We start from the raw sequence: 21570 nt of genomic DNA, 5'->3' as shown, positions 1-21570 counted from the left end.
GTTCAGCTCTGCTGACCCCAGTCCTTGTCCTGCATCTCCCGCAGACGCGAGGCGGTGCGTTCAAACTCAAACGTGCCTTCGCCCTCAACATAGAGCATTTCTGGCTCTGCCGCTGCGGAACAGATCAGGCGCACCCCTGCCTCATACAGTGCATCAATGAGCGTCACGAACCGCTTGGCCTCGTTGAAGTTGTTACGCGACAGGCGGGGGATGTCCTCAAGAACCAGAACTTTGACAACCTCCGCAATGGCCAGATAGTCGCCAGGCCCCAGCATCTTGCCGCACAGATCGTAGAACCCGGCTCGTGCCACCCCGTTGCGAAAGGCTGGCAGAGTGACCTCGCGCCCCTTGACCTCCAGCGTCAGGGGAAGGGCGGGGCCGCCGGAGAGATCCTCCCAGATCGCGCGGATCTTTGCGTTGGCCTCGGCATTCACCGGCGAGAAATAGACCTGCGCCCCAGTTAGCCGATCCTGACGGTAGTCGACCGGGCTGACCATCTCATGGACCTGCATCTGCTGCTTGATGAGATCAATGAAGGGTAGGAACAGCTGTCGGTTCAGTCCGTTCTTATAAAGATCGTCCGGCACCCGGTTTGATGTGGTGATCACGGTGACACCGGCGGCAAACAAGGCCTCAAACAACCGCCCAACAATCATTGCATCGGTGATATCGGTGATCTGCATCTCGTCAAAGGCCAAGAGCCGGACCGATCCGGCCACTTCTGCCGCGACTGGTGCGAGGGCATCCTCGACCCCTTGTTGGCGCGCCTCGTGCATTTTGCCGTGGATTTCCTGCATGAAGGCGTGGAAATGTACGCGGCGCGATGGAATATCCTGGAGACTGTCGACAAACAGATCCATCAGCATCGATTTGCCACGCCCGACCCCGCCCCAGAGATACAGCCCCTTCACCGTCTCGTAGGTGGCCTTGCGAAACAGGCCCCGCTTGACAGGGGGGGCTTTGAGACCTTCGGCTATGCGGTCGAAATGGGGGAGCACAGCTTCCTGTGCTGGATCCGGTTTCAACAGGCCTGCGTCGATTTTCTGCTGATAGAGCGCGGTCAGATGGGTCATGCCGCAAGGGATAGCGTGGAGGGCTGCGGATGGGAAGAGATGTCCCGACAGGTCCCTACGGGCTTGCCTGGCAGGCGCTGTGACCGGGGGGCGAGCCATTTGGAAAGCGGAGTGGCTCACACATCAATTATTCTTGCCTATTCTCGCAAAAATCCTGATTTGACCGGATGTGGTTTTTCCGTACCGTCGTCTGGCCGGACATATCCCGGCGAAGGAGCCTGCCCATGACCCGATCTGCCCCGCTGTTCACCCCCGTTCTGATCGTTGGCTGTGTCGTCATCATGGTCAGCTTTGCTGTGCGGGCGTCTTTTGGGGTATTTCAGATCCCCATTGCCGAGGAGTTCGGCTGGTTGCGGTCTGAATTCTCGCTGGCGATTGCCATTCAGAACCTGGCCTGGGGGATCGGCCAGCCGATTTTTGGCGCGATTGCCGAGAAAATCGGCGACCGCAAGGCGATCATCATCGGGGCACTGGTCTATGCTGCCGGGTTGGTGTTCAGCGCCTGGGCCACCACACCGTTTGAGATGCAGGCCTATGAATGGCTGGTGGGCTTCGGCATTGCAGGCACAGGGTTTGGTGTTGTGCTGGCCGTGGTTGGTCGTGCCAGCTCGGATGAGAACCGGTCGATGTCGCTGGCCATTGTGACGGCGGCGGGGTCTGCCGGGCAGATCTTTGGCGCTCCAACTGCGGAGTGGCTGCTGACATTCCTCAGCTGGCAGAGCGTATTTCTGGTGTTCGCGGGCGTAGTTCTGGCGCTGATTGCAACATTGCCGCTGATGCGGGCGCCTGAGGCGGCCTCTAAGGCTGAGCTGGAAGAGAGCATGGGTGCGATCCTGAAGAAGGCGTTCAAGGATCCTTCTTACACGCTGATTTTCCTTGGCTTCTTCAGCTGCGGCTATCAACTGGCGTTTGTCACCGCGCATTTCCCGGCCTTTGTGACAGAGATGTGCGGACCGATCCTGCCGGGCGGTGCGCTGTATTCCATCGGGATCACCTCCACCTCGGCGCTTGGGGCGGTGGCGATTTCACTGATAGGGGCGGCAAATGTGGGCGGGACGTTGCTGGCGGGCTGGCTCGGCAACCGGTACTCCAAGAAATATCTTCTGGCGGCAATCTATACCGGCCGTACGATTGCGGCGGCGGCCTTCATCCTTGTGCCGATCACGCCAGTCACTGTGATCGTGTTTTCCATCGTTATGGGGTCTCTGTGGCTGGCCACGGTGCCGCTGACCTCCGGTTTGGTCGCACATCTTTATGGGCTGCGCTATATGGGCACGCTTTATGGGATTGTGTTCTTCAGCCACCAGCTGGGCAGTTTCCTTGGCGTATGGCTGGGGGGACGGATGTATGACATCTATGGTGACTACACATTGGTCTGGTGGATCGGCGTTGGGATCGGAGCCTTCAGCGCCATTGTCCACCTGCCGATCCGTGAGCATCCGCGCACTGTGCTGACCGCCGCCTGATGGTGGCGCGGCGGGAGACTATGTTCCCCCTTGCCAGCGGTCCAGAATGTGTCGGCTGGTCATCAGGTCCATATGGGCGCCGCCCCCGTTTTTGAACAGGGTGATCCTGGCAGGATCGAACTGGGGGAAGGCCGTCAGATCGTAGAAATCTGCCCGCACGTCATCGCGGCTGATCACTCCCTGTACGAGAGGGATCTTGAATTCACCGATGTGATCTAAGGTGGTGTCAAAGCTGTCGCAATAGATGTCCGCGCGTTGCAACGCTTCATCATCGGCTTCGCGCATATCTGGACGGTAGGCGCCGATCAGGTTCAGGTGCTGACCAGGTCGCAACCACGCGCCCTTGATGACAGGGCTGGAGGACATGGTGCATGTCACGACGATATCAGCCGCCCGCACGGCAACTTCCAGATCGGTTGCAACTTTGGCGTTTGGATAACGGTCGGCCAGCGCTTCGGCTTTCTCCCCGGTGCGGTTCCAGATGCGGAGCTGTGCCTTGGGGTAGGCGGTCCCAAAGGCTTCGATCAGCGATGCGCCAACGGTCCCGGCCCCAACAATCAGGATCTCTCGGCTGTCAGGGTTGGCCAATCGCAGAGCGCCCAAAAGACTGTCCCCTGCGGTTTTCCATTTGGTCACCAGATGGAAATCGACCAAAGCCTCCAGCATGCCGGACTGATCCGCATATAGACAGACAGCGCCGTTGACCATTGGCTGGCCCCGATCCGGGTTGCCGGGAAAAATTGTGGCACTTTTGACCGCCAGACCCAGACCATCGATCCAGGCCGCGCGATTGAGCAGCGTGTCGTTGCCCCGATAGAGGAAACTGTCGGTGACCTCGGCCTTCTGCAACTGGTGACCGGCGGCAAGCGCGTCGCAGAATGACAGCCAGTCAAGATTGGCTTCCCCCTGATCAAAGGGGATCTGCAGGATCGTGGTCATCGGGCGCCCTCCGCTGTCAGCAAGCCCTCGGAGACCAGTCGATCGGCCCACCCCTGAGGGTGGGTAAAGAGATGGGTCTGCCAGCCACGTGCGGCGGCGGCTTCGATGTTTTCGGGGCGGTCATCCGTGAAGAGCAGCCGTTCTGGTGCCACGCCCGTGTCGCGCTCCAGATGGGCGTAAATCTCCGCTTCCGGTTTCAGGGTCTGCAAACGACCAGACACAAAAGCCTGATCGAATTCGTTGAAGAACGGGTAGGTGGTCTTGGCCAGATCAAAGGTGCCGACGCCAAAATTGGTCAGCGCAAACACCGGTACGCCGCGCTGCCGCAGCGCGCGCATCAGGCGGACGGAGTGTGGGATTTCAGGGCTGGCCATCTGGAGCCAGCTGTCGTGCCAATGGCGAATTTCCTCAGCCCATTCGGGGTGCTGATCGGCAAGCGCGTAAACCGCGCCTTTGAAGTCATCACCTCGGTCTATGCCAAGGTTCATGCCATGCAGATCGACCTCGCGAAACAGGGCTTCGCGACGGGTTTTGCCAATCTTGGCATCATAAAAGCGCTCGGGCTCCCATTCGATCAGCACACGGCCGATATCAAAAACGACGGCTTGAATGGTCATCTTCAGCTCTCCTATCCGGTCGAGCGCGGCCGCGGGCGTGGCGCCGGGCGACTGCGGCGGGTTTCGCGCCAGACTGAAACAAGCCCGGCGCCAATGATCAAGGTGGATCCGATCCAAACAGGCCCGTCAGGCCATTCATCAAACACCAGAACCCCCCAGATTACAGCCATTGGCATGGCGATATATTCGAATGGGGCGACCAGACCGGCCTCGCATTGGCGGTAGGCCTGGCTGACAAGGTAGCCCCCGATGGAGCCCGCCAGCCCGACGATGAGGAACAGGATCCAGTCCTGCGGTGCAGGCCAAATCCAGGCGCGCAGAATGAACTGTACCCCGGCGTTGTCAGAACTGGCAAAGCGCCCAACGCCGGTTGTCAGCCCCACGAGGGTGCTCACCAGCAAGAAGCCCAACGTGGGATAAAAGGAGAGCGTTGCCGCCTTGTCCGCGCCGCCCGCACGTCGGGTCAGGACATGCAGCGTGGCGTAGCCGCAGGCCCCCAGAAACGGCAGGATCGCAGCCGGTTGAAAGGTGCCGGGACCAGGGCGCATGATGATCAGGATCCCGGCAAAGCCAATTGCGACTGCCGTCCAGCGCCAGGGGCCGACCCGTTCCTTCAGGAAGAGAACCGACAGGCTGGTCACCACCAGTGGCGTGGCAAAGGCAATGGCCACCGCCTCAGCCATTGGCATGATCGCAAGACCGGTGAAGAAACAGAGGTTGGCAAACAGCACAGCAAGGCTGCGCAGCAAATGCAGGCGAGGTTGACGCGTCCGCAGGATACCGTAGCCGCCTTCGAGCGGGATAATCAGCACCAGCAACACAACCATTGCCACCACGGAGCGCAGCATCACCACCTGATAGAGCGGATAGTCCCCGGACAGGAATTTGAAGATCACATCAATGATGGAGAAGCAGACCGCGGCGCCAATAGCGGCAAAGACGCCAAGAACTGAAAGGCTGGCCTGTTGCTGCGTCACGTCTGCCCCCTCTGGTCGTCTGCCCTGCGATCAGTGGCGCAAAGAGAGGCCAGAGGCAAGGGCTGCGCAACCGGCGTGGGTCAGTTGGCAGCTGCGGCGCGGATTTCGCGCTCCAGCGCATCCAGAAATCGGGAGCGATCCGCCTTGGTAAACCCCTTGCCGCTGCCGCCCGCACCCAGTGGATTGGCGGCGCGCAGGTCTGCCATCAGATCACGCATCGCCAGTTGCTGGCCGATGTTGGCCTCCGTGAACCGCTCGCCATTATGGCGCAGTACTCGGGCGCCAGCCTCGATACATTTGGCGGCCAGCGGGATGTCTCCGGTAACCACCACATCGCCCGCACCACAGCGTTCCGCGATCCACATGTCCGCCACATCGGCGCCTTCTGATACGATCACCGTTTCCACCAGCGGGTTCTGCGACGGGCGCAGCCCGCCATTGGAGACCACGTACATGGTGACCTTATGGCGGGTTGCCACGCGCTCGGCTTCGGCTTTGACCGGGCAGGCATCGGCGTCGATATAGAGCGCCATTACTCCGCAGCCTTGGTGGGCTTTGCCTTGGCTGTCGATTTACCCTTGGCAGCGGGCTTGGATGTCTCCGCGTCTGATTTCTTCACCTTGAATTCATCAGGGATGGGCATCCGGTTGAAGGCATCAAGGCCAGCGATCTTGTACGCCTCCGCCAGGGTTGGATAGTTGAAGGTGTTCTGAACGAAGTAGTCCACCGTGCCTTTGAGGTTCAGAACCGCCTGCGCAATGTGGATCAGCTCAGTCGCGCCTTCGCCGACAATCTGGACGCCCAAAACCCGGCGGGTTTTGAGGGAGAACAGCATTTTCAGCATGCCGTGCTCAAGCCCCATGATGTGCCCGCGTGAGGTTTCGCGGAAGCGGGCGATGCCGATCTCATAGGGGATGCCGCGTTCCTGCAATTCCTCCTCCGACATGCCGCAGGTGGACATTTCGGGCACTGAATAGATCCCGTAGGGGAACCAGGGGCTTTCCGGCAGGGTTGGGGTCTCCAGCGCATGACAGGCCGCGACCCGGCCCTGCTGCAGCGAGGTCGAGGCCAGCGAGGGGTGACCGATCACGTCGCCGGTGGCATAGATATGCGGCACGGTGGTCTGGTAGGATTTGCGGTCCACGCTAAGACGGCCGCGATGATCCGTCTCCAGCCCGACGGCTTCAAGGTTCAGCGCCTCGGTATTGCCCATGCGGCCCGCCGCAAACAGCAGCATGTCGCCGCGCACATGGCGCCCGTTCTCTAGGCTGACCTCGATATGGCTGCCCTCATCCTCAATCTTGGTGATGGCCGAGCCAAGCCGCAGATCGACACCGTTTTCGCGGATCTGATGGGTGAAATCCTGGATCAGAGTGCTGTCGATGAAATCAAGGAAGGTGTCGCGCGGCTCGATCAAGGTCACGCGCACATCAAGGGCGGAGAACATTGTGGCATATTCAACGCCGATCACGCCCGCACCAACAACAACGAGCGAGCGGGGGATTTCCTCCATCTCAAGGAATTCATCGCCATCGACTACGGTTTTGCCGTTGAACGGCACGTAGTCCGGGCGATAGGTCCGCGTGCCGGTGGCGATCAGGAATTTCTCGCCAGTCACACGGGTGGTATCACCTGCCTCGGTTGCAACTTCGACCTCGTTTGGGCCGACAAAACGGGCCAGGCCGGGCAGAACCTCAACATGGTTGCGGTTGAACTGGTGTTCCAGTACGTCAACCTCATGGTCGAGCGTCATATGCAGGCGTGCCTTCAGATCCTCGGCCTGAATCTGATCTTTGACCCGGTAGGCACGTCCGTAGAAACTGCGCTCGCGCCAGCCGGAGAGGTTCAGTACGGTTTCACGCAGGGTTTTGGACGGGACGGTGCCGGTGTGGACCGAGACACCGCCGAGCCGATCCTTGCGGTCGATCACCAACACGCGGCGGTGCAGCTTCCCGGCCTGAATGGCTGCAGTCCGGCCAGAGGGGCCAGAGCCGATAATGATGAGATCATAGTTGTAGTCTGTCATGGTTCAGCCCCGGTAGAGCGCTTCGGCATGGAAGGAGACATGATCCTCCATGAAGGTGGAGACAAAGAAATAGCTGTGGTCATAGCCGGGCTGCATCCGCAAGACCGCCTGCTGGCGGCGCGCCGCGGCTGCCTGCGCCAGTGCTTCGGGCTGCAGCAGATCGAGAAACTGGTCTGATGTTCCGGTGTCGATCAGCATAGGCCCGTCAAAGCCGCTATCCTGCATCATCAGGGTGGCATCGTGACGGGCCCAGGCCGCCTGGTCTGCGCCAAGGTATGCAGACAGCTGTTTGCGACCCCAGTCACTGGCGGAGGGGTTGCAGATTGGTGCGAAGGCCGACACCGACCGGAACCGGCCCGGCAGGTTCATCGCCATGGTCAACGCGCCATGTCCGCCCATGGAATGGCCGGTGATCGACTGGCGGTCCATATCCAGCGCAAACTGTTCGCCGAGCAGAGCGGGCAGTTCTTCGGTGATATAGTCCCACATCTGGAAATGCGAAGCCCAGGGGGCCTGTGTGGCATTCACGTAGAAACCAGCGCCCTGACCCAGATCGTAGGCCTCATCATCGGCGACCCCTTCGCCACGGGGGGAGGTATCGGGGAAAACCATGGCGATGCCCTGTTCGGCGCACCAGGCTTGCGCCCCGGCCTTGGTCATCGCGTTTTCATGGGTGCAGGTTAGCCCGGAGAGATACCACAGCAGCGGAACCGGGCCGTCGGCGACTTCCTCCGGCAGGAACAGCCCAAAGGTCATGTCGCAGTTGGTGCTGCTGCTGGCATGGCGATAGACGCCTTGCACGCCTCCGAAGGCGGCATTTTCCGAGACGGTTTCCATGGGGCGACTCCTTTGTTCCTTGTTGGTCTATCGCTACCTGTGGTCAGCCATAGCGTCCAGTGACTGCGCGTCTGCGGCTCTTGTTTTTGCGACATATGATTGCAAAAACCTGAAGACTGCGGTCTCTGGCGGTCTGAAGTGCTGGCCTGATCCGCCCATCAGGACGCTTGGCCCCTGTTAGGGCAGCGTCAGGACTGAAACCCAGGCGATCACCATCGGCAATGTCAGGATAGAGAGGGTCGTTGAGAGCAGAATTGCGGCGGAGGCCCGATGCGGTGCGACGCCATAGTGCTGGGCCAGCATGTAGACATTGCCGGCAACCGGCAGCGCAGAGGCGGCAATTGCAACCGCCGCGGCATAAGGATCGACCGGGATAAGCAGCAGTAGACAGAGGGCCACAGCGGTCGGATGCAACACCAGTTTGGCAAAACTGAGCCAGCTGGCGATCTGGACCCGTTCTGCGGATTTCGACGCCAGAGAGGCGCCGATGGCAAAGAGAGCCCCCGGCGTTGCCGCATCGCCAAGCAGCGCCAGAAACGCATTGGCAGGCGTCGGAATCGGCAGGGCCAGGGCTGACCATATCAGCCCGGCGCAAATGGACAGGATCATCGGGTTCTGCAGCAGCCCCCGCCCAACCAGCCGAAGCGTATCACCGCCGAACCCGCTGCCACGCCCGACGTTTATCAGAACCACGATCAGGGAGGAAAACACCACCAGATCGACGCTGAGGATCAGCATCATTGGTCCTACTGAGGCAGGACCAAACAGCAGAACCATCATCGGCAAGCCAAGAAAACCGACATTGCCGATGGCTGCACATTGCGCCTCAACCGCGGCGGTCTGCATATCGAGACGCCGCAGAAGCGCTATCAGCGTGGTCAGGACATAGACCGCCATCGTGCCCAGCAGGTAACCGAGGATCAGCCGGGGGTCGAAGATTTCGGAGAAGGACAGATTGGCGGCAAACCGAAAAATCATCGCCGACAATGGAAAGTAGAAGACAAATTTGGTCAGGCTCGCAGTTGCCTCCTCGGAGAAGAAACGGCTGCGCCCGGCCCAATATCCAAGGCCAATAATTGCAAAAAACGGAAGTGTTCTCAGAAATATATCGAGCATCGCCGCAATTGGTAACCTGAATTGACCAACGCGGAAAGAGGGTTCTGTCTCCGTCGGGAACGAGTGTTTGGTCCCGTATCGAACCTGGCACTTGGGTTTCCACGCACTGCCCTATCCATCGGCACTGCAATGCCGATGGGTCTGGCGCGCAGCCGTGCTGGTGGCAGCGCTGTTGCCTGTGTCGCAACGTTCTGACGGCAGGTTTATTTCCCTTCAGCGTCCGGAGCGCTAACTCACAGGCTATCAAGGTGTTACAAATGGGCGTGAGGCAACGCTTGACCTCGTTTGCGAATGTGTAGATTGGACCCGAGATCTGCGACAGATCCGGTCGCACCCGAGGCCACAGCAGAGAGTATGAATGAACCAGCCAGCCGCCATTCCCCGTAAGGGCCGAAAATATGACCAGGTGCTTCAGGGCGCGCGGGATGTATTCATGGCCCATGGGTTTGAAGGCGCCAGCGTTGATGACATCGCCCGCAAAGCCGGTGTTTCGAAGGCGACGCTCTACAGCTATTTTCCGGACAAGCGGCTGCTGTTCATGGAGGTTGCCCGCCACGGGTGTGCCCGTCAGGCGGATAGGGCGGTGACCATCGCGTCAGGCTGTTACGAGCCTGAAACGGCGCTGCGCGAGGCGGGTCATCATATCCTCTCAGTGATCCTGTCGGAATTCGGTGTGAAGATGTTTCGCATCTGCGTTGCCGAGGCGGACAGGTTTCCCGACCTGGGGCGGCGGTTCTATGAAAGCGGGCCTGCGACCGTTCGGTCCCAGCTGCGAGAGTATCTGGCGGAGGCAACATCACGTGGCGAACTGAAGATCGACGATCTGGATCTGGCTGCGGATCAGTTTGCCGAATTGTGTCGCGCGGATATGTTCTTGCGCCTGCTGTTCAATATCGAAGCTGAGATCGGACTGCAGGAGCGGGAGCGGGTGGTCGATGCGGCGATCACGACATTCCTCGCCCGTTATGGTGTGTCTGCCTAAATTTTAGACGACGGGCCGATCGCGGCCTTAGTGGGTGGTGAATTCCCTTGGCGTGTTTCGATAGATCTGGTGGCAGTTGTGACAGGCAGAGATCAGCCTTGGCAAACTGCGTCTTAGTCCTGAGGCGGAGCGGATATTCAGCGCGCGCGCCGCTTTTTCAGCATCATCGGCATGGCGTTTGAAATCAGCCCAGTTCGTCCAAATGCCACCGCGCGCGTGGGACGAGAGATCTGTCACGTCGCGGCGGAAATGGCGCGGAATGCGGCGTGTCGACCGGATTAGGGTCCGTCGCGCCGCACGGGCGCCGGACCGATCAAACGCAATATAATCCCGCGTCATTGCGGTGAGATCCTGAAGCGCCTTTTTCTGGCTACTCATCAGGGCGATGCGCTCGGCAACATATTTGTTCGGTGCGGGGCTTTCTGCCTCAACCTTGCCCGCGAGCAATAGCAATGCCGCCATCAGCAACAGACTACTCAACACCGCAAAGAGAGGCATCAGAAGTTGGCGGGTGTTCGGAGACACTGCGACGACCCGCGCCGGGTGGGTGCTTGCCTTTGTCAGGTGGAGTGTCATCGCCTGCTGTTTCCCTAACCAGATGTGTCGCAAGGCCGCCAGATTAGGCGGATCAGGTTAGATCGCGGTTAATGCGCAAACGGACTTCCAACAGCGAACCGTTCGACGGCGGGCGAAATGTTTGTACTGGGCCTGATCCCGGGCGTTGGGTTAGTCTCTGTGCATGAGTACGCCACGATTTGATATTCTGGGCCAGGCCCTGGCTGATGCCAGCCGCACTCGTATGTTGTGCGAATTGCTGGATGGACGGTCCTACACCAACAAGGAGCTGGCCTCAGCCGCTGGTGTCACCCCGCCCACTGCCACCGCGCATTTGCAGATGTTGCAGTCCGCAGGTCTGGTGGTGGCCGAAAAGCGCGGGCGCTGTGTGTTTCACCGGTTGGCCAGTGCGGAGGTGGCCCATACCCTCGAACAGCTGGCGGCGATTGCGCCGTCGGATCATCTGCATCGCGCACAGCAGCGCAAGGCGGGTCAGTTGGCACCGCTCCGTAGCTGCTACGACCATTTTGCGGGCCCTCTGGCTGTGGCGATGACCGCGCGTTTCATCGAGCTGGGCCTTCTGGTTGAGCGCAACGGCGGGTTTGAGGTGATCCCGGCGACAGAATGGGACAGGCTTGGTGTGGTGCTGCCTGACCAGCCGGGACGGCAGCCATTTGCCCGCCCTTGTATGGACTGGACCGAACGGCGTCTGCATATTTCAGGCGCTTTAGGGCGTCAGTTGCTGTCCCACGCGCTGGATGCGGGGTGGGTGAAGCGCCAGTCCGTTAAACGGGGGCTGTTGCTGACGACGCCCGGTCGCGCGGCATTTGAGCAGATCATTGGTCTGAATACGCGGTCTGTCGTGCCCGAACTTTCGCCGTCCTGAGGGCGGCGCGGCGCGGTGGATCAGCAATAATGCTTGATTTGCGGGCTGTTTGGCGCGACCCTGTTGATATGAGCTTTGACCACGTGCAGCCCTTCTCATCGTTTTCTGACCCGCAGCAGGTTGCCTTTCATCGGACCGAACTTTCGGTGATCCTGTCGCTCTATGGTCGTATGGTTGCCGCCGGGGAATGGCGGGACTACGGCATTTCCACCCTGCGGGATCTGGCTGTATTTTCGGTGTTTCGCCGCACGGCTGAGCACCCATTGTACCGGATCGAAAAGCGGCCCAAGCTGCGCAACCGGCAAGGACAATATGCGGTTGTCGGCATGGATGGTCAGATCCTGAAACGTGGACATGATCTGCGAATGGTGCTGCGGGTGCTTGAGCGTAAGCTGATCAGATCGGTGACCTGACTGCCTGACACGCCTTTGTACGGCGGCGGGCTTCGCCTCAGAGGATGACGCGCCGATGGCCGGTGACCGGTCCATCACCCTGTGACATGATCCGTTCCACGGCTGCAGCAACAGGCTCCAGGGCGACGGCCATGTGATAGGCGTTTGCATGGATCATGGTTTCGGGGTCCTGCATCAGTGCCACATGTCCCTTCCAGAACAGCAGGTCACCTCGTTGCAGATCGGTGGGCACGGCTGCGTTGCCAAGCGGGATATTGTCGCCCAACTCATGCTCTTGCTGGTCACTGTCACCGGGGCAAGCCACCCCGCAGGCCAGCATCGCCGCCTGAACCAGACCGGAACAGTCAATGCCCCAGCGGCTGTTGCCGCCCCATAGGTAAGGGGTCCCAAGGAACAGCTGCGCAACGGCGACCGGATCCTTGTCGATCTGCGAGATTGGCTGCAGATGATGCCGGGGGACGTAGCCCTGATTTGTTTCAGCAAATTTCTCGCCGAGGCTGGAGACGCGCAACCTGCTGCCATGGCTGAGGCTGCAGAGATCTGCAGATTTCATATTTGCAGTGCTATAGGCATGGGTCGCCGGGGTGCAGATCCGATGCGTGACGGGCTCGGGGGACTGCTCCAGCGCCGAGGTCGGGATATAGCCGACATAGCGATCTGCAACGGCCTGCACGAAGGCCCAACCGTCGTGGTCATCATAGATGGTGATTTCAGCCCCGAGCAGCAGTTGCCGGTCTCTTGGTCCGTCCGGGCGCCGCAGCAGATTTACCACGGGTAGGCAAACTTGTGCAGGCCGCCCCTCAACGATTTTCCTGCCATTGGCATCCAAGGCCAGATGTGCGGCGACTACGCGGTCGTTTGCGGGCGTGCGGCGGGGATCCATCGTCCTATCCTTCAGAGTTTCAGCATCTGAGGGAGCGCCTCGAACACAGCGCGCGCGCCTTGCAATGCACCACCTTTGGGGCGCGCCGGTGCTGCGCTGGGGGTCCAGCCATAGATATCGAAATGCATGTAGCGGTGTTCTCCGGCAAAACGGCGCAGGAACAGGGCTGCGGTGATTGAGCCAGCGAAACCGCCGCTGGGTGCATTGTCCAGATCGGCAATTTGCGGCTCGATCATTGCCTCGTAAGGGGCGTGGAAGGGCATGCGCCAGACCGGGTCGGCGACCGTAGCTGCTGCCGCGTTGATGGCATCCGCATCAGCGTCAACATCTGTATAAAACGGCGCGAGATCCGGACCGACGGCAACGCGGGCCGCACCGGTCAGTGTTGCCATGGAAATCAATAGATCCGGCGTATCCTCCGCCGCATAGGCAAGTGCATCGGCCAGAACCAGCCGACCTTCGGCATCGGTATTGTTGATCTCGACGGTCAACCCGTTGCGGGCGGTCAGCACATCGCCGGGGCGGAACGCGTTGGCAGAGACACTGTTCTCGACCGCCGGGATAAGCACACGTAACGCGACGGGCAGCTGCAGCGCCATGATCATATGGGCCAGTCCCAATACATTGGCCGCGCCGCCCATATCTTTCTTCATCAGCCCCATGCTGCTGCCGGGTTTGAGGTTCAGTCCGCCAGTGTCGAAACAGACGCCTTTGCCCACAAGTGTCAGCTTGGGACCAGCGCTGCCCCAGCGCATCTCCAGCAAGCGTGGGCGGCGATCAGAGGCGCGGCCGACGGTATGGATCATCGGGAAATTCTGCGCCAGAAGGTCGCTGATCTGCGATCACATCGAGGCTTGCGCCATGTTGGTCGGCAAGGGTCTGTGCCGCGGCCTGCAGCTCTGCCGGGCCCATGTCTGCCGCCGGTGTGTTGATCAGATCCCGTGTCAGGAACTCCCCGGCAGCGAGGGCTTCGATCCGGGCGCTATACACACCCTCGGGCGCAATCAGATGGGTCTCGGGGTCTCGCCCGCTTTTGTAGCGGTCAAACCTGTACTGGGCGAGCAGCCAACCCAGGCACTCTGCCGGGCGGTCCTCTTGGGCAATGCCTTCGGCGAGATGGTATGTGCCCTTGGGCAGTTTGGACAGTGCACCGGCCAGGATAAATCTGCGCCGCGCGCGGTCTTTCTCCGTACCATATCCGACCAAGGCCTGCCGTGGCTGGCCATCTTTGTCCGGGAGGGTAAGGACTTGCCCAATGGCACCGCTAAACCCGTTGGCGTGCGCCCAGGTCGCAGTCTCGGCCGGTGCCTTGGCCAACCATCCCTCGCAGGTGTTCTGATCCAGCAGATGCAAAGCGATGCTTGCGGTGTCCGGTTTGGCAAAGGCAGGATGCTTGGCAGAGGGCATAGCAGGATACTCCGGCTCGGGGGGCGATTTGATCGTCACAGTATCTGCCACAGCGCTGTCTGCAAGCCCTGCAATTGCCGGGGCGACCCGCTGTTTCCAGCGGGTGCCACCGGTGAATTGTTGTGGATAGAACGCCAACAAGGGCCCTGGAAAGAGCCCGGACGCATTATATACGTCACAACGAAACCAATCGGTGGTGCGCAGTCTACCTTGGGTCTGACAGGTGGAGACAGGCTCCGTCGGCGGCAGATCCGCTGTCAGACGTATCTAAGCACGTGTCCCCCCAGGATCACGCGTCAGACTGAAAGGTCTTGTTGTTCCCAGACGGCAGTCAGGGACCGCTCTCCTATCCGCATCAGTCGGAAAAGGGTTGCAGACACCGCAGCGAAATCGTCGATATCAATTGCCCCGGTCACGTCACGGGCCACCCGCGCCATAGCTGTCATTCCGATCTGATCAGCGATAGCGATCAGCGATCGCGCGCTTTTTCGCAGGTTGGCCATATCGTTTTGCCGCCACAGCCGTTCGCAATGAGATAGGCGCACGGCCAGTTCCTCAATCGCGCGACAGACCACATCTTCGGCCCCTGCTTCGCCAAGTTGCGCATAGAGATCCGACAATTTGTCGGAGTCCAGGCGCACGTTTTCTTTGTGTATTACAGTGAGTATTTGAGCCACCACATTAAACCCCATTTATTCATGCCCCCACGGCACGGGCCAAACTTGCGCCTCAGAAGTTGTCAAAAGGTTTCCAAGCAGGTGGTCAAATCTCTCGAATTTGCTAACAATCCTTGATAACAGACCTGCCAAAGGTCAATCGAGGAACAACAGATGCAATTTGCCAAACCCCTGCCGAGCTATCTGGTGACGCGCTATCACGGGTGGAAAGCCACGACCTATAGCGACAATCAGGGCTGGTACCGGCGGCTTGCCAGTGAGGGCCAGCGCCCGCGCGCGATGGTTATCTCCTGCTGTGACAGCCGGGTGCATGTCACCTCGATTTTCGGCGCCGATCAGGGCGAGTTCTTCATCCACCGCAATATCGCGAATCTGGTGCCACCCTATCAGCCGGACGGTGACCACCACGGGACCAGTGCGACCGTCGAATATGCCGTCACCGTTCTGAAAGTGGCGCATCTGATCGTATTGGGTCATTCACAATGCGGCGGCGTGCAGGGCTGTATCGATATGTGCAAAGGCCACGCGCCTAGCCCTGGATGCCAAGGAGAGCTTCGTGGGGCGTTGGATGGATATCCTGAAACCGAAATTTTCCCTGGTTGAGGATATTGAGGACACCGATACCCAGGCGCGTCAGTTTGAGCGTCAGGCGGTTGTGGCATCGCTTGAAAACCTGATGACCTTCCCGTTCATCGACAGTGCCGTACGTGATGGCACATTGAGCCTGCATGGTCTGTGGACTGATATCGGCGAAGGCGGGCTGGAGTGCTATGAACCGCGAAGCGGAAATTTCCAGCAAGTCTGAGTCGCGCAGCTGGACGGCGGGTCGGGGTGGCTCTCAGGCCGTCGTCGGGCCTGAGGCCGCCATCCGCAGCGCGGCTTGGGTATAGCCGCCAGAGGCGCCATCGATGAAGTGGACATGATCGTCACGCATCACCGATGGAACAATGCAGGTCACCAGCGCTTCATCCTGTTCGTGGAGCCCGTATCGGGCATGACCGGCGGTCGCAGCTTTCTCCAAGATCCGCGTAATGTCGTCGCGCACTTGTGGTGGGCAGTCGAGCGTCAGCTTAAGGCCATCGTCGAATTTGCGAAAATCGGCATTGGCCACCAACATCCTGCGATAATGCTGCGCATCAAAACTGCCTAGCGGGCGCTTTCGGCTAAGGGCATACGCGGCCAATGTTGTCTGAATAAACAGCTGAGCCTTGCGCAGGATCAGAGCAGTCTTCCCGCGTGAGATCTTGGCCTCAAGGGTAAGGCCTGGCGGCGGGAAGCTAAAGCTTGGCCCCCCTTCCGGTACCGGATGGCCATTGCGCTGTAGCTGGTCCGCCACGGCGAGAATATCACTGGCAATTTTTGCAAAATCCTTGGCAGAGGCGGTCGGTTCGGGTTGCACCACCACCGAAAGGATCAGGCCGTTGCGGGCCGGAATTGTGTTCCAGCGGCAGGACAGGCCGGTCAGATCCGGTGGATCGGGCAGCGGGGCGGGCGGCACTTCAAAGCCGCCGAGCTTCATTTGCCGTTCGGCCCAGTTCAGGCCACCACCCGCGAACATCGCATAGTCAGCGGCTTCGGATACAGCATAGCGGGCCACAGCAACATCCAGCCCCTCGGCCCGGATCCAGGACACCGGGAGCAGAGCCGCCCGCAAGTCGATGTCAAACTCCGCACTGGCCCAGCTGCGCAAGCGAGCCAAGGTGTCACGGGCAATGTCGGCATGTTCGGGACCAACTGCAAAGGAGGCTCCGTCACCGCCAAACACATAGGGAAACGGCACCCCCTGCAAGGCGTTTATCATGGCTGCGATCACCGAGGCTCCGATGGTATTCACCGTTTTGTAGCGCCCCGATGCGATCAGATCGGTGGAATTGACGATATCGCAGCATCCCACCATCCAGTCTCTGGGCAGCGGTGTAAAAGCGCCCGCCCGTGTCAGGCCAGCGAAATCGCGGCTGGGCGAGAGGCTTTGGTAGAAACCATCCTGTGTCATATGCGATCCGTTCATCCTGCAGACACCATAGCCTAGCGCGACTGTGACGCACGACCAATCACGGCTAAGTGGTTTCGCGCTCTTGTGAATTGGTGCGAAATCGCCACTGTGGACCGATCAGATTTCCGGTCCGGGTCATGTGCCGGGGTCGCGCAGCTCATTCGGGGGGATTTCATGCAGGTGGGGCTGATTATCTTATGTCTGGGCTATGTGCTCAGCCAGTTCTTTCGCGCATTTCTGGCAGTGCTCAGTTCTGCCCTTCAAACCGATCTGGGCGCCTCGCCTGAGGATCTTGCCTTTGCCTCCGGGCTTTGGTTCCTGACCTTCGCCGTCATGCAGCTGCCGGTGGGGTGGGCGTTGGATCGTATCGGGCCAAGCCGTACTGCCGCGGCGTTGTTGCTCCTGGGCGGCGGCGGCGGGACGCTGGTGTTTGCGCTGGCCAGCCAGCCGGTTCACATCAGCCTTGCGATGGTCCTGATCGGGGTGGGATGTTCGCCTGTCCTCATGGCATCCTATTACATATTCGCGCGGGAGTATCCGCCGCGCCGCTTTGCGACACTGGCGGCCTTGATGCTGGGTGTTGGTTCCCTAGGGAACCTGGTGGCGTCTTATCCAACCGCGCTTGCGGTTGAGGTGCTGGGATGGCGCGGCACATTGTTTGGGCTCGCGGGGATCTCGACTGCGGTAGCGCTTGGTATTGCCCTCACAGTCAAGGGCCGGCGCGGGTTGAGATGAGCGGCGGCCCCAGGGGTTCTGTGCTGGATATTCTGCGCATGCCTGTGCTTTGGCCGATATTCATCATGATGTTTGTGGCCTATGCCCCGTCGGCTGCGCTCCGTGGCTTGTGGATCGGCCCGTATATGAGTGATGTCTTTGGCCTTGGATCTGAGGCGATCGGGGTTGCCAGTCTGGTGATGGGGGTTGCGATGATTCTCGGCACCTTTGCCTATGGTCCGATGGATCGGCTTTTGGGAACACGCAAAGGTGTGGTGCTTGGCGGTAATCTTCTGGCCTGTGCGGCGCTGGGTGGCCTGATGCTGTTCATCGACGGGCCGGTGCCATTGGTGGTGGCTCTGATGGCGGCTGTTGGGTTTTTTGGTGCGGCCTTCCCGGTCATCCTGGCGCAAGGACGCGCCTTTGTGCCGCCGCATCTGGTGGGGCGGGGGGTGACCATGCTCAACTTCTTTGGCATTGGCGGCGTGGGAATCATGCAGTTTGCCAGTGGGCGTCTGCATGCGGAAACAACCGGAGCGGAGCTTTCCTTACCGTATTTTGTCATTTTTGGTTTCCTCCTCGCGTTTTTGGCGGCCGGGTGCGCAATATATCTGCTCAGCCGCGACAGCTTGGATTGATCTAGCCTTCCCTCGCGCGGGCTTTCCCGATAAGACACCGCAGCCGGTCACGAGGCCGGATACAATTGGAGAAACAAAATGGGTTATCGCGTCGTTATCGCGGGCGCCACGGGTAACGTGGGTCGCGAAATGCTGAATATTCTGGCGGAACGCCAGTTTCCTGTGGATGAGATTGCAGTTCTGGCGAGCCGCAAATCCCTCGGCACCGAAGTTACATTCGGCGACAAGACACTGACGACCCAGGATCTGGACACGTTCGACTTCGCCGGTTGGGATATGGCGCTGTTTGCCGTTGGCTCCGACGCCACCAAGAAATACGCGCCGAAAGCGGCTGCGGCTGGCTGTGTCGTTATCGATAACTCGTCGCTGTACCGCTATGATCATGACGTGCCGCTGATCGTGCCTGAGGTGAACCCGCAGGCGGTGCACGGCTATGCCAAGAAGAACATCATCGCCAACCCCAACTGCTCCACCGCGCAGATGGTTGTGGCGCTGAAGCCGCTGCATGATCGTGCCAAGATCAAACGCGTTGTGGTGTCGACCTATCAGTCTGTGTCCGGCTCCGGCAAAGATGCGATTGACGAACTGTGGGATCAGACCAAAGCGGTCTACAACCCGACACAGGACGTACCGCCGAGCGTCTACACCAAGCAGATCGCCTTCAACGTGATCCCGCACATCGATGTTTTCCTGGACGACGGCTCGACCAAGGAAGAGTGGAAGATGGTCGCTGAGACCAAGAAGATCGTTGATCCCTCAATCAAGGTCACCGCGACCTGCGTGCGGGTGCCGGTTTTTGTCGGTCACTCCGAAGCGATCAACATCGAATTCGAAGACTTCCTCGATGAAGATGAGGCCCGTGACATCCTGCGTGAAGCACCAGGGATCATGGTGATCGATAAGCGCGAAGACGGCGGCTACGTGACGCCCGTCGAATGTGTCGGTGATTTTGCAACCTTCATCAGCCGCATCCGTCAGGATTCGACCCTGGATAACGGTCTGAACCTGTGGTGTGTCAGCGATAACCTGCGCAAGGGTGCTGCTCTGAATGCGGTTCAGATCGCCGAGCTTCTTGGACGTGAAGTTCTGAAAAAAGGCTAAAAACCTATCCATTCAGGTAAGGGGCTGCTTCGAAAGAGGCGGCCCCTTTACCGTTTGTACAGCTGTTCTTGCCAGCCTTGATGCCACTAGTCTGATGGGGGTTAGACAACGGTAAAGGGGGGTTAGACCATGATGGAAAAACGATCAGCGCAAGAGATCGCAGATAGTGAGCGCGTTCGCGCGGGCGAAAGCGCCTGGGCCTCCGCACGCAATAGTTCGCGGCTGGACGCTGAGATGGCGGCACAGCTGAGAATGGTCCTGAGCGAGAGTTTCCGCACCGCAAAGACCTGGCTGGATCTGATCCGCGCACTGCGCAGTAAGGGATTCTACCTGGAGCGGAAAGACGGGCGTATTCGCCTGCGGGATGCCCATAGCCATGTTGAAATCTGCACCTGCCGGTTTCTGGGCTTCCCAGGCCGAGATCTGGAAACGCGTTTCGGCGAACCTTTGCCTGAATATCTCTGAGAGGCCCCAGATACAAAGGGGTGGCAGGCAGGCAGTCGCGGATGCAACTGGTCACAGCGCCGATGCATCTCTAGGTTCGGTGACAGGCGAGGCATTGCCCCGCAGTGTTCATCAGTCGAGAGAAATTATGCGATCTGCTTTTTCAAATGTGACCTTTGGCGCGACGTTTGCCGTGACCACATGTGTTGCCACAGCTGCGGTTTCTGACGTGATACAAGTCGACAGCCAGATTTCAGCGGTCACGCTGTATCCGGGGCTGGCGCAGATTACCCGGACCGCCGATGTGGTGTTGCCTGAGGGGCAGCACGAGCTGATCCTGCAAGGCGTGCCGCAAAGTGCGGAGACCGCGAGCCTGCAGGTTCAAATAGACGGCGCCCGCAGGATCAGTACCCGGGTGCGAGATGAGTTCGTTCCGCCACGTGACGCGTCGACACCGGAGATTGAAGCCGCCGAAGCGCGCATAGATGAGATCGAAGCACAGATCGCCGCGGTGGAAGATGAGGTGGCGCGCGCACGGTCCGCGGCCCATGCGGCGCGCAGTTCTATTCATTTCCTGGAGCAGCTTGGCAGCAATGACGGGCTTGTGGGTACGGATGCCACTGCGCTTGCCGATATCGCTCTGATGATCAGCCGTCGTGCAGCCGAAAATCACCGCCAGATCGTTGATGCCGAGGCTGAGGCCCGCAATAAGGAGCAAGCGCTCGTCACCTTGCAGGAAAGTTTGAACGAGGCGCGCACTGCGCTTGCGGCTCTGTCGCTAGAGGACGAGGACCGCCTCTACATTGAGGTAACGGTTGAGGCAGCGACTGCGGGTGAGGTCTCAATCCGGATGCAGTATCTGACTGAAGGGGCTGGCAATATCGGCTGGTCTCCGAGCTATGAGTTGCATCTCGCTACTGGCAGTGATCCGGAGCTGACGTTGAACCGCAGCGTGATCTTGTCTCAGGACACGGGCGAAAACTGGCAGGATGTTGCGCTGACGCTGTCGACGGCGGAACCTATGGGGCAATCAGCGCCCTCGCGGCTTTTCCCACAGCTGCGGCGGATCGAGAAGCCAATGCCCGCGCCAACATCGAAACAGCGGCTGTCATCTGATATGGAATTGGATCTTGCGAACGAGCCTATTATCGAAGCGGCTGTGGTGGTTGAGGAGATATTTCGGCAATGGTCTGTCGACCGCAGTGGTGTCGCCGCGGTCTATGGGTTTGATACGCCGGTCTCCGTCGCATCAGGGGCAGAGGCGCTGCGGTTGGAGATGGATAGCCTGAAGACCACCGCGACGCTCACGGCCCAAGCGGTGCCGCTGCGCAATGAGACCGCCTACCGGATGGTACGCTTTACTAATGAGTTTGGTGAACAGCTGTTGGCTGCGACGCAGGCGGCCCATTTTGTCGATGGCAAATTGGTTGCCGTCGCAGATTTTGCCGGGCTGGCACCGGGAGCAGAGGCGGATTTGGGCTTTGGCGCAATCAAAGGTCTTACCCTAAGCCGCGATATTCTTGACCAGAGCGAGGGGGAGCAGGGGCTGATTTCGCGCAACACTGAACAGGTCCGCCGGGTCGAGATTGAAGTGGAGAACCTCACGAACCGTGCCTGGCCGCTGCGCCTGCTGGACCGTGTCCCCTATTCTCAGCAGGACGCGCTGGAGATTACCTGGGACGCCCGCCCTGCACCGACTGAGGAAAACGTCGAGAAACAGCGTGGCATCTTGGCCTGGGATATGGAGATTGCGGCGGGTGCGACCGAAGTGATCGAGATCGAGACGGAGCTGAGCTGGCCCGAAGGCCAGATCCTGCGCTGATCTG

19 protein-coding genes and 3 pseudogenes are annotated in these 21570 nt (G+C 59.9%); 9 read left to right on the top strand and 13 right to left on the bottom strand.

What is annotated here, in order from left to right; translation table 11 throughout:
* Positions 1-2 precede the first annotated feature (2 nt).
* The gene (gene zapE / locus L0Z65_RS12820; protein WP_405108168.1) at positions 3-1073 is read right to left on the bottom strand and encodes a cell division protein ZapE; all 1071 of its coding nucleotides are present in this window, start codon (positions 1071-1073) and stop codon (positions 3-5) included.
* 224 nt (positions 1074-1297) lie between these two features.
* Here zapE and L0Z65_RS12815 point away from each other — a divergent pair, with 224 nt between their 5' ends.
* Positions 1298-2539: an MFS transporter gene (locus tag L0Z65_RS12815; RefSeq protein WP_405108165.1), complete on the top strand. Its 1242-nt coding sequence runs from the start codon at positions 1298-1300 to the stop codon at positions 2537-2539.
* An 18-nt stretch (positions 2540-2557) separates the two neighbouring features.
* Here L0Z65_RS12815 and L0Z65_RS12810 read toward each other — a convergent pair whose 3' ends face one another.
* From L0Z65_RS12810 to L0Z65_RS12780, 7 genes are all read right to left on the bottom strand, one after another.
* Positions 2558-3478, bottom strand: coding sequence for an ornithine cyclodeaminase family protein (locus L0Z65_RS12810; protein WP_405108162.1), 921 nt, complete (start codon positions 3476-3478; stop codon positions 2558-2560).
* Complete coding sequence (locus L0Z65_RS12805) at positions 3475-4095, bottom strand: HAD family hydrolase (protein ID WP_405108159.1); 621 nt, start codon at positions 4093-4095, stop codon at positions 3475-3477. The genes L0Z65_RS12810 and L0Z65_RS12805 overlap by 4 nt, the downstream gene beginning before the upstream one ends.
* Positions 4096-4106: 11 nt before the next feature.
* The gene (locus tag L0Z65_RS12800) at positions 4107-5072 is read right to left on the bottom strand and encodes a DMT family transporter (protein WP_405108157.1); all 966 of its coding nucleotides are present in this window, start codon (positions 5070-5072) and stop codon (positions 4107-4109) included.
* 80 nt (positions 5073-5152) lie between these two features.
* Positions 5153-5605, bottom strand: coding sequence for a YaiI/YqxD family protein (locus L0Z65_RS12795; RefSeq protein WP_096788418.1), 453 nt, complete (start codon positions 5603-5605; stop codon positions 5153-5155).
* Positions 5605-7098, bottom strand: a complete 1494-nt coding sequence (sthA, locus tag L0Z65_RS12790) for a Si-specific NAD(P)(+) transhydrogenase (protein ID WP_102897844.1) — start codon at positions 7096-7098, stop codon at positions 5605-5607. Before sthA ends, L0Z65_RS12795 begins: the two co-directional genes overlap by 1 nt.
* 3 nt (positions 7099-7101) lie before the next feature.
* A complete protein-coding gene (gene fghA / locus L0Z65_RS12785) occupies positions 7102-7935 on the bottom strand; it encodes an S-formylglutathione hydrolase (protein WP_405108152.1) in 834 nt (277 codons plus the stop codon).
* A gap of 177 nt (positions 7936-8112) precedes the next feature.
* A complete protein-coding gene (locus tag L0Z65_RS12780) occupies positions 8113-9051 on the bottom strand; it encodes an AEC family transporter (RefSeq protein WP_405108149.1) in 939 nt (312 codons plus the stop codon).
* 358 nt (positions 9052-9409) lie between these two features.
* Here L0Z65_RS12780 and L0Z65_RS12775 point away from each other — a divergent pair, with 358 nt between their 5' ends.
* Positions 9410-10033, top strand: a complete 624-nt coding sequence (locus tag L0Z65_RS12775) for a TetR/AcrR family transcriptional regulator (RefSeq protein ID WP_096870370.1) — start codon at positions 9410-9412, stop codon at positions 10031-10033.
* 27 nt (positions 10034-10060) lie between these two features.
* Here L0Z65_RS12775 and L0Z65_RS12770 read toward each other — a convergent pair whose 3' ends face one another.
* Positions 10061-10609 (bottom strand): c-type cytochrome, encoded by a 549-nt coding sequence (locus tag L0Z65_RS12770; protein ID WP_405108145.1) that lies wholly within the window; start codon positions 10607-10609, stop codon positions 10061-10063.
* A gap of 163 nt (positions 10610-10772) precedes the next feature.
* Here L0Z65_RS12770 and L0Z65_RS12765 point away from each other — a divergent pair, with 163 nt between their 5' ends.
* Positions 10773-11474 (top strand): ArsR/SmtB family transcription factor, encoded by a 702-nt coding sequence (locus L0Z65_RS12765; RefSeq protein WP_405108142.1) that lies wholly within the window; start codon positions 10773-10775, stop codon positions 11472-11474.
* A 68-nt stretch (positions 11475-11542) separates the two neighbouring features.
* Complete coding sequence (locus L0Z65_RS12760; RefSeq protein WP_405112549.1) at positions 11543-11887, top strand: DUF2794 domain-containing protein; 345 nt, start codon at positions 11543-11545, stop codon at positions 11885-11887.
* Positions 11888-11924: 37 nt separating this feature from the next.
* Here L0Z65_RS12760 and L0Z65_RS12755 read toward each other — a convergent pair whose 3' ends face one another.
* The 3 genes and pseudogenes from L0Z65_RS12755 to L0Z65_RS12745 all read right to left on the bottom strand — a co-directional run bounded on the left by L0Z65_RS12755 (position 11925) and on the right by L0Z65_RS12745 (position 14869).
* Complete coding sequence (locus L0Z65_RS12755; RefSeq protein WP_096870373.1) at positions 11925-12770, bottom strand: C40 family peptidase; 846 nt, start codon at positions 12768-12770, stop codon at positions 11925-11927.
* Between the two features lie 11 nt (positions 12771-12781).
* Positions 12782-14177, bottom strand: a pseudogene (locus tag L0Z65_RS12750) (leucyl aminopeptidase family protein).
* Positions 14178-14473: 296 nt separating this feature from the next.
* Positions 14474-14869: a hypothetical protein gene (locus L0Z65_RS12745; protein WP_192870574.1), complete on the bottom strand. Its 396-nt coding sequence runs from the start codon at positions 14867-14869 to the stop codon at positions 14474-14476.
* 138 nt (positions 14870-15007) lie between these two features.
* Here L0Z65_RS12745 and L0Z65_RS12740 point away from each other — a divergent pair.
* Positions 15008-15659 (top strand): annotated as a pseudogene (locus L0Z65_RS12740) (carbonic anhydrase).
* A 33-nt stretch (positions 15660-15692) separates the two neighbouring features.
* Here the strand turns inward: L0Z65_RS12740 and L0Z65_RS12735 are convergent.
* Positions 15693-16847: a DUF3095 domain-containing protein gene (locus L0Z65_RS12735; protein ID WP_405108138.1), complete on the bottom strand. Its 1155-nt coding sequence runs from the start codon at positions 16845-16847 to the stop codon at positions 15693-15695.
* Positions 16848-17021: 174 nt separating this feature from the next.
* On the opposite strand from L0Z65_RS12735, the pseudogene L0Z65_RS12730 reads away from it, so the two are divergent.
* From L0Z65_RS12730 to L0Z65_RS12715, 4 genes and pseudogenes are all read left to right on the top strand, one after another.
* A pseudogene (locus L0Z65_RS12730) lies at positions 17022-18199 on the top strand (MFS transporter).
* 78 nt (positions 18200-18277) lie between these two features.
* The gene (locus tag L0Z65_RS12725) at positions 18278-19300 is read left to right on the top strand and encodes an aspartate-semialdehyde dehydrogenase (RefSeq protein ID WP_024095654.1); all 1023 of its coding nucleotides are present in this window, start codon (positions 18278-18280) and stop codon (positions 19298-19300) included.
* A 129-nt stretch (positions 19301-19429) separates the two neighbouring features.
* On the top strand, positions 19430-19765 hold the full coding sequence (locus tag L0Z65_RS12720; RefSeq protein WP_405108134.1) for a hypothetical protein: 336 nt from the start codon (positions 19430-19432) through the stop codon (positions 19763-19765).
* Between the two features lie 127 nt (positions 19766-19892).
* A complete protein-coding gene (locus L0Z65_RS12715) occupies positions 19893-21566 on the top strand; it encodes a DUF4139 domain-containing protein (protein ID WP_405108131.1) in 1674 nt (557 codons plus the stop codon).
* The last annotated feature ends 4 nt before the right edge of the window (positions 21567-21570 follow it).

The organism is Phaeobacter sp. BS52, from assembly GCF_045040595.1.
Lineage (GTDB): Bacteria > Pseudomonadota > Alphaproteobacteria > Rhodobacterales > Rhodobacteraceae > Phaeobacter > Phaeobacter piscinae.
Note: the sequence above shows the minus strand (reverse complement) of the source record. Positions and strands in the feature narration are given on the sequence as shown.